The sequence below is a fragment of the Empedobacter sp. UBA7248 genome, assembly GCF_002472945.1.
Classification (GTDB): domain Bacteria; phylum Bacteroidota; class Bacteroidia; order Flavobacteriales; family Weeksellaceae; genus Empedobacter; species Empedobacter falsenii_C.
Map to the genome: position 1 here is coordinate 109276 of NZ_DKSU01000009.1, position 12487 is coordinate 121762.

Here is a 12487-nt window from a genome sequence, read left to right on the forward strand (position 1 = left end):
TGCAGTATCGATTTCAAACTAAGTATTAAACTTTGATGCTTTGTTTTCTAAACCTATGAAGACACCATAAAGTATCTTAAAAGTTACATTTTTCGACGTGTGAGTCAAAAAATTTTACAACAAGAAGCTACTGCAAAGTAGCTTTTTTTTATCTTTAAACCCATGAAAAATGTACAATTAGGAAATACAGATTTAGAGATAAAACCAATTTTTTTCGGAGGAAATGTTTTTGGTTGGACATTGAATGAAGAAGAATCTTTTCGAATTTTAGATGGATTTTTGGATAGAGGATTTAATGCGATAGACACTGCAAATAACTATTCGTATTGGGTGGATGGTAACGTTGGAACAGAATCTGAACGAATTATAGGAAATTGGATAAAATCGAGAGGAGTGAGAGATCAAATCGTTTTGGCAACAAAAGTTGGTGGACGAAATATGATTCAAGATAAGCCAAATACTACAAAAGCTCATATCTTAAAAGAAGTAGAAGAGTCACTTATCCGTTTACATACCGATTATATTGATTTGTATCAAACACATTATGATGGTATAAATACACCTGTTGAAGAAACTTTATCGGCTTATAATCAATTGATAAAAGAAGGGAAAGTGAGATATATTGGTGCGTCTAATTTTTCTTCAGAACGATTGATTGAATCGTTGGATAAATCAGAACTTTACAATTTACCGCAATACAAAACTTTACAACCTGAATATAATTTGTATGATCGTCAGCATTTTGAAGAATTTTTGCAGCCTGTTGCAGAGAAATATAATTTAGCTGTTATTCCTTATTACAGTTTAGCGAGTGGTTTTTTATCAGGCAAATATAAAACTGAAGAAGATTTACAACAAAGTTTGCGCGGGCAAGGAATCAAAAAATATTTGAACGAAAGAGGGTTTAAAATTTTGGACGCTTTACAAACTATTTCTACACGATATAATATTTCTTATTCGGCAGTTGCATTAGCTTGGTTAATGGATCAGAAAACTGTTGTAGCTCCCATTGCAAGTGCAACTAAGGAACAACATCTTGATGCTTTTGTAGAAGCAGTAAATGTACAATTATCCCATGATGATGTGAAACTTTTGACTGAAGCAAGCGAATATTAGAATGGAAAATTTACAAATGAAACCCAAATTAACTCCAATCATTTTATGGATAATGATTATTGGGAGTGGTTTGGTTGTGGCGAATAATTATTACAATCAGCCCTTATTGTCATTAATTGCAAAAGATTTTAATGTCTCTGAAAGTAAAGTTTCTAATATTGCGATGTTAACACAAATAGGTTATGCCTGTGGATTGTTATTTATTATTCCTTTAGGAGATTTATTGAAACGAAAGCGAATGATTTTAATCGATTTTGTTTTTATTATTGCAGCTCTTTTGGGAATGTATTTTGCACCATCTGTAAGTTGGCTATTTCCATTAAGTTTTCTAATTGGTTTCACCTCAGTTATTCCGCAAGTTTTTGTGCCAATGGCATCTGAATTAGCTGAACCTCAGAAAAAAGCGCAAGCTGTCGGAATGGTTATGAGTGGTTTGCTTGTTGGTATTCTACTTTCTCGTGTTTTTAGTGGATTTATTGGCGAATATTTAGGATGGCGAGAAGTTTATTTGATAGCTGCAATTTTAATGTTTGTATTATGGATTTTCATCTATATATTTTTACCAGAAATACAACCAAATTTCAAAGGAACTTATGGTAATTTGATGAAATCGATTGTAGATTTAGTAAAAACTCAACCTCAATTAAGATTAGCTTCTTTTCGTGGTGCAACTGGTTTCGCAGCATTTAGTGCATTTTGGACAACATTGGTTTTTCACTTAGAAGAAGCACCTTTTTTTGTTGGAAGTGATGTTGCTGGAGCATTTGGTTTAATTGGTGCAGTAGGAGCATTGGCAGCAGCGTTAGTTGGTAGAGTTTCAAAAGTTTTATCGACCTCAAAAATAATCTTTTATTCCATTCTCATTATGCTAATTTCTTGGGGATTTTTCTATGAATTTGGCTATACATATTGGGGATTAATTGTCGGCGTAATTTTGATTGATTTAGGTTTACAAGCGATGCACGTTTCCAATCAAACCATTATTTTTGGATTAGATGCTAGAGCAGGAAATCGAGTGAATACGGTTTATATGACGAGCTATTTTATTGGTGGATCTTTAGGAACATTTATTGCTGCAAATGCATGGGATAAATTTCAGTGGAATGGAGTGGTTGCTGTTGGCGTATTTTTTACTTTAATTTGTTTGATTTCTCATATTTTATTCAATAAAAATAATAAGTGATGAAAGACTTTTCTCCTGAAATAACATATAAAACAGCGAGAAGTAGTGGTGCTGGAGGACAAAATGTAAACAAAGTTGAAACAATGGTTTTAGCAAAATGGAACATTGAATCTTCTCTATTTTTTTCGGAGGAAGAAAAAGCATTAATTACAGAAAAGCTAAAAAATAAGATTAATTCAGAAGGATTTCTACAAATCAATTCACAAGAATCTCGTTCTCAATTGGACAATAAAGAATCTGCAACAAAGAAAATGTTAGAATTGGTCGAAAAAGCATTGATTATTCCAAAGTTTAGAAAAAAGACCAAACCTACGAAAGCTTCTCAACAAAAAAGATTGAATCAAAAGAAACAACAAGCTGAGAAAAAAGACGGTCGTAGGTTTAAATTTTAAGCATATTGAATAAGTTTCCAAATTATTAAAACTTGAATCGCAACGATTATCAAAATTTTAAAAATAAAAGACTTTTTTCTTGTTTTATGACGATAAATCTGCATTGACATAAGAGAACCTATTGTCCCGCCAATCAAAGTCACAAAACAAAGTGCTAACTCGGAAATACGCCTTTTACCAATAATTGAATTTTTTTTATCTATTTTGAATAAAAAAAAAGAGAGGACGTTGATAAGGAGTAGAGTAAAAAATAAATATTTATCCATTCAGTGTGTAATTAAGGAATAAAAATACTTATAATTAAGTAGATAAAAAATATTTTCACTAGAAATCTATGTTGTTTATCTTTGTACTTCAAAATTATAAAAAATCTTCAAAAAATAAATTGTAAAATTCTAATTATAAAATAATTATGCAAGATTTAAAAGGAAAAAATGCATTAGTCACAGGAGGTAGTAGAGGTTTAGGAAAAGCTGTTGCTTTGGCATTGGCTAAAGAAGGTGTTAATGTAGCTGTGACAGGACGAAATACAAAAACATTAGAAGAAACTGTAGAAGAGATTAAAAGTTTTGGTGTAAAAGCGGATTATTCCATTTTTAATGTAGCCGAAAAAGTTGAAGTGAAAATGCAACTTGAGCGTTTAATTGAGAGTTTTGGAGCGTTTGATATTTTGATTAATAATGCTGGTATAGCGGCTTTCGGAAGTTTTTTGGAAATGCCAGAAAATGATTGGGAAGAGATTGTAAGAACAAATTTATTCGGACCATATTATGTTTCTAAAGCTGTAATTCCTTCGATGGTAGAATTAGGAAACGGTGATATTATTAATGTTTCGTCTACGGCTGGATTAAAAGGAAACGCAGTTACTTCTGCTTATTCAGCATCAAAAGCGGGATTGATAGGTTTATCAGAATCGTTGATGTTCGAATTAAGAAAGAAAAACATTCGAGTTACGACCTTAACTCCAAGTACAATTGCATCTGAAATGTCAAAAGATGTATTGAAAATCACAGACGGAGATCCAGAAAAAGTGTTACAACCAGAGGATTTTGCTCAATTAATTGTCGATTTATTAAAACTAGATAAACGTGCAATGTTGGCATCAGCATCTTTGTGGTCTACAAATCCTTAAGAATAATTTGATTCATTATATTTTAAAATCCAATTTCATTTAGAAATTGGATTTTTTTTTTGAAAAAATATTTTGTAGAATCATTTTTTATATTAACTTTGAATTACAAAGTACTTTTGATATGAGCACAAATAATCCTGTAGAAAGTTTAAACGAAATCAAATCGATGATGCAACGCACCTCAAAATTCACAAGCATTAGTGGATGGAGCGGTGTTTGGGTTGGAGTAGTGGGAATGATTTCTGCTTTTATCGCTTATGTTTTGATTTTACAAGATGCGCTTCAAGTAAATTACAGAGGAACATTGACGCCTATTTTAATGAAAAATTTAGAGATTAAATTATTCATTTTAGGAATTGTAACTTTAATAATTGCTTGTATTGGAGGTTTCTTTTTTATGACTAAAAAATCGGCAAAAGACGGCGTTAAATTTATAAATCCAGTTACAAAACGAATATTGCGTAAATTTCTTTTTGTTTTAATCGTTGGAGGATTAGTAAGTTTAATCTTTATCAATAATTTTAGTTTTGCTTATGTAGCTCCAGCAACGCTTTTATTTTACGGTTTGGCGCTTTATACGGTGGAACGTGATACGATTGTTGAGATAAAATATTTGGCAATGTGTGAAATATTTTTAGGATTATTGGCTTTCTATTTTATTTTCAATGGTTTATTGTTTTGGTTTATCGGTTTCGGTCTTTTGCATTTGATTTTTGGAGTTTGGATGGTGCGAAAATATGATTACAAAGCTTAAATTTGCAACATGGATTTTAATCTTAATAAATTAAACAAAGTCTTTGATAATCGTATTCGTGTAGGAATTATGAGTGCTTTGATCATGAATGAAGAAATTTCTTTTAAGGATTTGAAAGACTTTTTGGATTTGACTGATGGTAACTTGGCTTCACACTTAAAAAACCTAGAAGAAAACGATTATATTACTGTGCACAAAGGATTTATAGGTCGTAAAACGAATACAACTTATTCGATAACAGCACTTGGAAAACAAGCTTTTCAGGAGCATTTGAACTATCTTGAAAAATTAATAAAGAATATAAAATAATTTTTTTGCATTTAAACTTTGAAAAACAAAGTACTTTTTAAAATAAAAATAAAATTCAAACTTATGAAACACAATGATTTAGAAAATGAATATCAAACTGAAAATCAATCAGTTTATTCTCAAAACAAAACAATGATAAAAGGTTTTTTGGTATGTCTTTTAGTTTTAGGACTTTTAATTCCGATTCCGTTCATATTAAATTTAATCGAAGAACGACAAGGAAACAAAGAAAAAGTAATTACCGAAATTTCGGACAAATGGAGTGGAAAACAAACGATTTATGGTCCTTTTATCGAAGTTACTTACATGGAAAATGTAAATGATGGGCAAGGAAAAGTTGTGAAACAACAAATGAAAAAGTATGTTTCTGCAAATGATTTAAATATCAATGGAACGATTGATACGCAGTTAAAAAGTCGTAGTATTTATGAAGCTGTTGTTTACAATTCTAAGCTAAATATCAATTCCAAATTTAAGAATTATAGCGAAATGCTTGCAGAAATGGAGGTAAGTGCAGAAAATATAGTTTCTACTAAAATTGTTTTCGGAATCTCTGATTCTAAAGGATATGAGAACAAAGTGATTGTACAATCTAACGGCAAAAATTTTCCGTTGAATATGGATAATTCGACTTCTACAATTGATATTCAACCAGAAGTTAGAGCAGAAAATGGAGAATATTCGGAACAAGCGAGTGCCACTAAAAAAGTGATGCCTGTGCAAATGATGTCTCAAAAAATTGATCCTTCTACATTCGATTTTAATCAAGTTTCGATTAACTTGTTAATGAAAGGTTCGCAAATGTTAAATATCATTCCATCGGCGATTAATACAAAAGTTGATTTGACTACAAATTGGAAAGATTTGAAATATGATGGAAATTTTTTACCTAATTCTGATCCTGAAACAAAGAATGGAAAAACCAATGTAAAATGGTCTATTTATCAACAAAATCCTTTGCAAGGACAGATTTGGCAGGACGCTTCTAACTTTTCTGATTATAGTTTTGGCGTTAATTTTTTACAAATGAACGATCATTATGACAAAACATATCGTTCGACAAAATATGCGATTTTGTTCATCGGATTAACATTTGTAGCGTTTTTCTTTATAGAAAGTCGAAATAATTTTAATATTCATTTGGTACAATATGCCTTAGTTGGCTTTGCAATCTGTGTCAATTTTGTATTATTGTTATCGTTGTCAGAATATTTAGGATTTGATATCGCTTACTTTATTTCATCTGGTGCAACCATTTTGTTGATTACATTTTTCGTCAATTCTTTCCTAAAATCATTTGGATTAACATTCAAAATTACATTAATGTTAATCTTATTATACGCATTTATTTACAGTGTTTTACAACTCAAAGAACACGCATTATTAGTAGGAAGTATAGGGTTATTTATTATTGTTGCAATCTTAATGTACTATTCAAAAAACATCGAATGGAACAAAACAAAATAACATTTGCACACTTATTTTTGGGGATTTTTGTCATCGGTCTTGTACTGATGGCAATTTCCTTTACGGAGTTAATTGGTAAAAATGAAAAACTTATTCTTTCAGTGAGTATTTATTTAACTGCTATTTCAGTTATTTTACTTGGGATTTTTACTTTATTGAAAATTAGTAATTTAGAAGATGTTCTTAGAAAATCAGGGTTGAAAAATACAGAAGAATTATTTGCTTATACAAATTTATTTTGGTGTATGATGTTAATTACGACTAATTTAGATAATTATATAATGTATGATTTTAGAGAATTTGAGTTTTCAGAAATCACAAATATGATTGTATTTGTTGGGATTTTTTTAGTGAATATAATAGTTGGAATTTTATGTTTTCAAATTGATTTTTCTGTACCAATTATTTACTTCAAATCAAAATTAGGTTTCTTAGATTTTGTTTGGATAATAATAATTACAACATTTATTATGGTATTTGGAATAGTTTTATTTCTGTTAATAAAAGAATATTTTCCTCTTACTGCAATAAGTTTCACTTTTTTCAATTTGATTTTAATTAATATTTTATCCGGTAAACTAAAGTACACAACATGGATAGCTTCTTATTAATCATGATAATTTTAATATTTTTTTAATTATTTTATTAGTTCCTATCTTGATTGGTTATGTGATTTTTAGGCTAATTAAACATTATTCTCAAATAAGATATGCAAAATATTTTGCTATAATTTATTCATTATTTTTAATAGGTCTTATTTTATCTGTCGTTTTCGAAGACGAATTATTCTCTAAAAATGATGTAACTGAATTGGTTGAAGATTTAAATTTTAAACTGAATGACGATTTTGAGTTAATCAAAAATGAGTCTTTTTCTGGAATTGGCGATTATTATCACACATTTATTTTAGAAATCTCAGATAATGACAAAAATAGATTGATTAATGAGATAAAATCTTCTCCAAATTTTATGAATGATTCTATTTATTCTACTAGGAAATTAGTTTATCCAGATCGTCACAAAGGAAAAAAAACTGTTTGGAATTATCAGAACAAAACAAGTTATGTAAGAGAATATTTTCAACCCAATGGAGAAGGTTCTGCACCAACGAATCGAATTATTTCTTTAGATAAAATTTCAAATGAGTTGAGATTTGATGATATCGATGATTAAAACATTCATAATTTATTAAGTTTTAAATTTTAATAAATATAAAAATTATTATTCAAAACTGTCAAATTTGTAAATAAGCAGTGTGTTTATCGAATAATTCTACTAAGTTTAGGGCTTCAAAATGCAATTGTAGTAATTTGCAAACCATTTTTTTAGAACAGTTAGAATTATTAAATATATGAAAAGTAAAAAGTTATCCAATATTTTAACGCTTGGATTTGCGTTGTTTGCAATGTTTTTTGGAGCAGGAAATCTTCTATTACCTCCATTAATTGGATTGGAAGTAGGCTCTCATTATTTTGTAGCAATGATTGCATTTGGATTAACTGGAATTTTATTGCCATTTACTGGAATTTTATCTGTTGTTTTTTCGGGTGATAATTTTAATGATTTAGGGCATCGTGTGAACAAACATTTGGCGGCTATTTTAGGTACAATTATTATGATTTGTATTGGTCCGTTAATTGCGATTCCACGTACTGCGGCAACAACATTCGAAGTGGGATTAAAACCATTTTTTCCTACATTAGATCCTATATGGGGATCATTAATTTTTTTCGTTATAACATTAGGTTTAGCGATTCGTCCATCAAAGGTTGTAGATGTTATCGGGAATTATTTAACTCCAGTTTTGTTGATTTTATTGGCATTGTTAATTATAATCGGAATTATAAATCCAACTGCTGACTTTTTGCCTTCAGATTTAACGATGATGCAATCTTTTTCGAAAGGTTTTATAGAAGGTTATCAAACATTAGATGTTTTAGCTTCTGTTATATTTGCAGGAATTATTATTTCAGCTGCACGAGATAAAGGGTATACTGATACAAAAAGTAAATCTCAAATTGTAATCATATCAGGATTATTGTCTACGACTTGTTTGTTATTTGTTTATGGTGGATTGATTTATTTGGGAGCTACTTCTGGAATCACAAATCCAGAAATTTCTCGTGCCGAATTATTAATAGAAATTTCTCGAAATACATTAGGGCAATATGGTTTAATTGCAATTGCTCTATGTATGGCGTTTGCTTGTCTTACCACTTCAATCGCATTAACATCAGCGGTAGGTACATTTTTCGGACGTTTAACAAACGAGAAAGTAAGTTACACTGTTTTAGTTGTTTTATGTACAGTAATTTCGTTTGGTTTATCGATAAAAGGTGTAGACGAAATTATTAATTTTGCATATCCCCCGTTAGCTTTCGTATATCCAATTACAATCACGTTAGTTATTTATATAGTGTTGTTTGGAAAAACAATTAAAAGTAAAACACCTTATATTTTTGCATTAATTGCGTCTACAATCATTGCAATTTTAGGATTATTAAAATTATTAGGAAAGTTAGATGAATCGACAATAAAAAATCTAAACAAAATTCCATTTTTCGAATACGATTTAGGTTGGATTGCTCCATCGATTATCGGTTTTGTAATAGGTTTATTAGTTGATAGATTAAGAAAATAAAAAATCCTCGGAAAATTATTCCGAGGATTTTAACCAATCAAAACTACTATAAAAACACTAATTGAATAATGATAATGTCTATCTTTTATTCTTTTACAAATTTCTTAAAGTTTTGACTTTAAATCAATTATTCTTAAATGATTTCTTTTATGTCTAGATAGAATTAATTTATAACTATTTATTTATGATAGTTATAGAGAATTTCAATAAGATGATTTAAGATAAGTTTATGAATTTTTCGTATTTTGAAAAATCAAATAAATAATCCAAAAAAATGATCGAAAATTGTTCGCGTTGTAACGAAACAATGGAGTGTAAGGTAGATGACATTGCGAATTGTGCTTGTACTACAATTGTTATAAAAGACGAAATAAAAGAGTTTTTGAAGAAGACGAATTACAAATGTTTGTGCAATTCTTGTATAGAAAAACTGAATTATTTTGTAGAACTAGATCAACAATATCCACATCCAACAATGCCTTCGGAGTTTGTTCCTTATATACATTATTATATCGAAAACGGGTATTGGGTTTTTACAGAATTTTTCCATTATCAGAAAGGAAAATGTTGCAAAAATGGTTGCAGACATTGCGCTTATGGTTATAAGAAATAAAAAATGGTTCAACTTGCATTGAACCACTAACCAACCTAAAAATACTATAAAAAAACTCTATTTGATTAAGGATATTCTTCTTCAGAAAATCAACTTCATTATCCTTAACAACTATGAATAAATTATTTATAGTACAAAGGTAGGCGTTTTTCTTAATTTGATAAATAAATTGTTATTTATTTTTTTATGCTAATATAGATAGGATTTATATTAATGTTAAGAAAATATTAAATCTACCTATTTATGAGTATTTCGTAAAAAATCAATACTACATTTCCGAATGTTGTAATTCTAAGAAAAATATTGCATTATTTTTTTTGAAATTGTTTCAGCAGTTGTTTTATCTCCAGTTTCTTCCAAAGTTGTTACATAATCCTCTAAGAAACTTTTGATTTCTTGTTGATTAGAACCTTCAAAATTTGCTAAATAATCTTCAAATTCGATATTACCTAAAACACGATCAAAATAAGTTTTGGCTTCATCATATTTTTTCATACTCACTAGTAAAGGCGCAATGCTATGACTGATATAAAACTCGTTTACAGCAGCTTGTTCAGCATTTTCTTCTTTTTTGAAATGTGCAGAATTCAAATAATTATTATAAGCTTCCACAGCTTTTTCATTTTCACCTAAAACCTCATAACAACGTGCTTTGAAGAATTTAATTTCGTAAAATTCGTCTTCATTCAGTTTATTGAAAAACGTAATACTTTCTTTCGGATTTGAATAAAATTTTCGATATCCAATAATAAAATCCTCTACAAATTCCGTATCCGTCTGTTCTATCGCGAAATTCAATAAATTTTGAGATTGCTCTTCTGTTAATTGTCCAATAAAAGCTTCCCAATAATTCACCAAAGTATTGAAATCATATGCCAAATCTTCCACAAAAATTTGTGCAGCAATTCGTAGAAATTTATCTCCCAATTGATTGATTATTTCATGGTCTTCATCAGAAAAATCAGTTGAATTATACAATAGATTTTCGATAATTTCTGACGCTTTATCTTCTGAATAATCATTATTTAATTGTTTCAAAGCATTGCTAACATTGAATTCCATTTGTGTAATTTTTAAATTAAAATCTACGCAAAGATAACTGATTTACTGCGAAAAAGAATCGATAATTTCAAAAGTTAATAGTCAATTCTAATGAGAATTTAATGAATAGTTTTTTTGAGAAAGTAGAATTTTAGTTATCTTGTGGTAGTTTTTATTTATTAGTTTGTTTAAAATAAACGTTTTATGTTACGAATCTATTCGATACTACTAATTATATGTGGTTTTTGTTTTACAAAAGCTCAAAATTTGAATGTTGGTGCTCAATTTCCAGTTAATAAAATTGAAAATATCAATCAATCTTCAAACTTGAAAATTATTGTATTTACGCCAAGTTTATACAAAACGAATCCGTATGCGAGCATGATGACAACTTCGCTGAATTATTATTTTGTGAAGAATTTGGCATTTACGTCTCAAAATTCCCCGAAAATTGATGTGATTTATATCGTAAATGAAGTTGATAAATGGAGTAAAGAACCGCAGCAAACGTTTGCTTTTAATGAAACGACCAATCAAAATAAATTGGATGGAACGAAGGTAATTTATGATGAAACTGGAAAAGTTTTCAATGAAATTGGTTTGAAACCTTTCAAGCAAAATTCAATATCGAGTGTAATTCCTACGTCAAATTCTAACAATGTTTTAGTAGAAAGTTCGATTCTTTTCCTAGTGGATCAAAACAACAAAATTTTGATGAGAGATAATGATTATCGTGCACAAGGCGAACATCTTAAACCTTTGGAAAGATTGATTAAAAGAACATCCAAAACTGATAATATAGAAGTAAATGTTACACAAAATAAAACCTTGAAGGTTGGTGATAAAGCACCAGACTTTATTTTGAATGGACCAAATTATAAAACTAATTCAACAGAGAAATTTTTGGATGATAAATCAACTTTTAAAGTATTAACGTTTTATCCTGCGGCGTTTAGTGGACAAATTTTACCAGATTTTACTTCGATTGATACAAAAGCAGCAATGACTTGTGCTGCTCAAATTCAATTAATCGATCATAATCCTTTGTTGCAAAATGTAAAAAGTTACGCAGTTTCTAGTTCTACAAATCCGTTGTTAGAATTATGGAAATCAGCTTTGCGAACAAATAATATTACGTATTTGAATGATGAGAATTACGCAATTTCGTTGATGTATAATTCTTATAATCGTTTAGGTTACAACAATAGAGCGACTTATGTGATTGATAAAAATGGAATTATTGTGTATGCGAATCCAGATTTGACGTTTGAAGATGAAGCAAAATTTCCAACTATTTTAGAAAAAATCATTCTGAATAATAAATAAATTATGAATCAAATTGTGTAATATCTTCAAATTTAGCCTCAATTAAATTTTTTAAATCTTCGGCATTTAGAATAATTTGTAAACCTCTTTTTCCTGCACTAATACAAATCTGATCTTGTAAAACAGCCAGTTCTTCTATGTAAGTAGGAAATTGCTTTTTCATTCCGATAGGTGAGCAACCGCCACGAATATAGCCTGTAACATTGAGTAAATCTTTCAACGGAAGCATTTCGCAGTTTTTATTTCCAGAAACTTTAGCAAATTTTTTCATATCAAGATGCGTGTTTGCAGGAATTACGGCAACTAAAAATGGTTCTACATTTCCTTTCAAAACCAAAGTTTTATAAATTCCTTCTGGATTTACGCTCAATGAATTTGCAACATGCAAAGCATCAATATGTTCTTCATCAACTTCATATTCGCGTAATTCGTATGAAATATTGTTTGTGTCTAAAATTCGGACTGCATTTGTTTTAGCAGTTTTATTGCTCATTCTATAATAATTTACACAAA

Annotated in this window: 15 protein-coding genes; 12 read left to right on the plus strand and 3 right to left on the minus strand. The window is 29.2% G+C overall.

What is annotated here, in order from left to right; all coding sequences use genetic code 11:
- The first annotated feature begins 162 nt into the window (after nt 1-162).
- The 3 genes from B4A23_RS10370 to arfB are packed head-to-tail and all read left to right on the plus strand — an operon-like array spanning nt 163 to nt 2691.
- The gene (locus B4A23_RS10370; protein ID WP_291119673.1) at nt 163-1116 is read left to right on the plus strand and encodes an aldo/keto reductase; all 954 of its coding nucleotides are present in this window, start codon (nt 163-165) and stop codon (nt 1114-1116) included.
- Nucleotide 1117: 1 nt separating this feature from the next.
- Nucleotides 1118-2299 carry an MFS transporter gene (locus tag B4A23_RS10375; RefSeq protein ID WP_291119676.1) on the plus strand — a complete coding sequence of 394 codons (1182 nt, stop codon included), beginning with the start codon at nt 1118-1120 and terminating at the stop codon, nt 2297-2299.
- Complete coding sequence (gene arfB, locus B4A23_RS10380; protein ID WP_291119679.1) at nt 2299-2691, plus strand: alternative ribosome rescue aminoacyl-tRNA hydrolase ArfB; 393 nt, start codon at nt 2299-2301, stop codon at nt 2689-2691. Before B4A23_RS10375 ends, arfB begins: the two co-directional genes overlap by 1 nt.
- Here arfB and B4A23_RS16560 read toward each other — a convergent pair.
- Complete coding sequence (locus tag B4A23_RS16560; protein ID WP_414647080.1) at nt 2688-2957, minus strand: DUF1294 domain-containing protein; 270 nt, start codon at nt 2955-2957, stop codon at nt 2688-2690. The genes arfB and B4A23_RS16560 overlap by 4 nt on opposite strands.
- 146 nt (nt 2958-3103) lie before the next feature.
- On the opposite strand from B4A23_RS16560, the gene B4A23_RS10385 reads away from it, so the two are divergent.
- From B4A23_RS10385 to B4A23_RS10420, 8 genes are all read left to right on the plus strand, one after another.
- The gene (locus tag B4A23_RS10385; protein ID WP_291119681.1) at nt 3104-3823 is read left to right on the plus strand and encodes a 3-ketoacyl-ACP reductase; all 720 of its coding nucleotides are present in this window, start codon (nt 3104-3106) and stop codon (nt 3821-3823) included.
- Nucleotides 3824-3944: 121 nt separating this feature from the next.
- On the plus strand, nt 3945-4577 hold the full coding sequence (locus tag B4A23_RS10390; RefSeq protein ID WP_180904590.1) for a hypothetical protein: 633 nt from the start codon (nt 3945-3947) through the stop codon (nt 4575-4577).
- Nucleotides 4578-4586: 9 nt separating this feature from the next.
- Nucleotides 4587-4886 carry a winged helix-turn-helix domain-containing protein gene (locus B4A23_RS10395; RefSeq protein WP_180904589.1) on the plus strand — a complete coding sequence of 100 codons (300 nt, stop codon included), beginning with the start codon at nt 4587-4589 and terminating at the stop codon, nt 4884-4886.
- A 63-nt stretch (nt 4887-4949) separates the two neighbouring features.
- Nucleotides 4950-6353 (plus strand): cell envelope integrity protein CreD, encoded by a 1404-nt coding sequence (creD, locus tag B4A23_RS10400; protein ID WP_291119683.1) that lies wholly within the window; start codon nt 4950-4952, stop codon nt 6351-6353.
- Nucleotides 6335-6964: a hypothetical protein gene (locus B4A23_RS10405; protein WP_291119686.1), complete on the plus strand. Its 630-nt coding sequence runs from the start codon at nt 6335-6337 to the stop codon at nt 6962-6964. Before creD ends, B4A23_RS10405 begins: the two co-directional genes overlap by 19 nt.
- A gap of 58 nt (nt 6965-7022) precedes the next feature.
- On the plus strand, nt 7023-7526 hold the full coding sequence (locus B4A23_RS10410; protein ID WP_291119689.1) for a hypothetical protein: 504 nt from the start codon (nt 7023-7025) through the stop codon (nt 7524-7526).
- Between the two features lie 178 nt (nt 7527-7704).
- Nucleotides 7705-8994, plus strand: coding sequence for a branched-chain amino acid transport system II carrier protein (gene brnQ, locus B4A23_RS10415; RefSeq protein WP_291119692.1), 1290 nt, complete (start codon nt 7705-7707; stop codon nt 8992-8994).
- A gap of 274 nt (nt 8995-9268) precedes the next feature.
- Nucleotides 9269-9607 (plus strand): cysteine-rich CWC family protein, encoded by a 339-nt coding sequence (locus B4A23_RS10420; RefSeq protein ID WP_291119695.1) that lies wholly within the window; start codon nt 9269-9271, stop codon nt 9605-9607.
- 291 nt (nt 9608-9898) lie between these two features.
- Here B4A23_RS10420 and B4A23_RS10425 read toward each other — a convergent pair whose 3' ends face one another.
- Entirely contained in the window at nt 9899-10669 is a 771-nt protein-coding gene (locus B4A23_RS10425) for a hypothetical protein (RefSeq protein WP_291119698.1), read from the minus strand.
- A 183-nt stretch (nt 10670-10852) separates the two neighbouring features.
- On the opposite strand from B4A23_RS10425, the gene B4A23_RS10430 reads away from it, so the two are divergent.
- Nucleotides 10853-11974, plus strand: coding sequence for a redoxin domain-containing protein (locus B4A23_RS10430; protein ID WP_291119701.1), 1122 nt, complete (start codon nt 10853-10855; stop codon nt 11972-11974).
- A gap of 1 nt (nt 11975) precedes the next feature.
- Here B4A23_RS10430 and ybaK read toward each other — a convergent pair whose 3' ends face one another.
- Entirely contained in the window at nt 11976-12467 is a 492-nt protein-coding gene (gene ybaK / locus B4A23_RS10435) for a Cys-tRNA(Pro) deacylase (protein ID WP_291119704.1), read from the minus strand.
- Nucleotides 12468-12487: the final 20 nt, after the last annotated feature.

What these genes read in the sequence shown, in the direction of transcription:
- B4A23_RS10405 (WP_291119686.1), top strand. Translation starts at nt 6,335, where the DNA reads ATGGAACAAAACAAAATAACATTTGCACACTTATTTTTGGGGATTTTT.
- arfB (WP_291119679.1), top strand. Translation starts at nt 2,299, where the DNA reads ATGAAAGACTTTTCTCCTGAAATAACATATAAAACAGCGAGAAGTAGT.
- B4A23_RS10420 (WP_291119695.1), top strand. Translation starts at nt 9,269, where the DNA reads ATGATCGAAAATTGTTCGCGTTGTAACGAAACAATGGAGTGTAAGGTA.
- B4A23_RS10375 (WP_291119676.1), top strand. Translation starts at nt 1,118, where the DNA reads ATGGAAAATTTACAAATGAAACCCAAATTAACTCCAATCATTTTATGG.
- B4A23_RS10385 (WP_291119681.1), top strand. Translation starts at nt 3,104, where the DNA reads ATGCAAGATTTAAAAGGAAAAAATGCATTAGTCACAGGAGGTAGTAGA.
- B4A23_RS10430 (WP_291119701.1), top strand. Translation starts at nt 10,853, where the DNA reads ATGTTACGAATCTATTCGATACTACTAATTATATGTGGTTTTTGTTTT.
- B4A23_RS10395 (WP_180904589.1), top strand. Translation starts at nt 4,587, where the DNA reads ATGGATTTTAATCTTAATAAATTAAACAAAGTCTTTGATAATCGTATT.
- creD (WP_291119683.1), top strand. Translation starts at nt 4,950, where the DNA reads ATGAAACACAATGATTTAGAAAATGAATATCAAACTGAAAATCAATCA.
- B4A23_RS16560 (WP_414647080.1), bottom strand. Translation starts at nt 2,957, where the DNA reads ATGGATAAATATTTATTTTTTACTCTACTCCTTATCAACGTCCTCTCT.
- B4A23_RS10370 (WP_291119673.1), top strand. Translation starts at nt 163, where the DNA reads ATGAAAAATGTACAATTAGGAAATACAGATTTAGAGATAAAACCAATT.
- B4A23_RS10425 (WP_291119698.1), bottom strand. Translation starts at nt 10,669, where the DNA reads ATGGAATTCAATGTTAGCAATGCTTTGAAACAATTAAATAATGATTAT.
- B4A23_RS10390 (WP_180904590.1), top strand. Translation starts at nt 3,945, where the DNA reads ATGAGCACAAATAATCCTGTAGAAAGTTTAAACGAAATCAAATCGATG.
- brnQ (WP_291119692.1), top strand. Translation starts at nt 7,705, where the DNA reads ATGAAAAGTAAAAAGTTATCCAATATTTTAACGCTTGGATTTGCGTTG.
- ybaK (WP_291119704.1), bottom strand. Translation starts at nt 12,467, where the DNA reads ATGAGCAATAAAACTGCTAAAACAAATGCAGTCCGAATTTTAGACACA.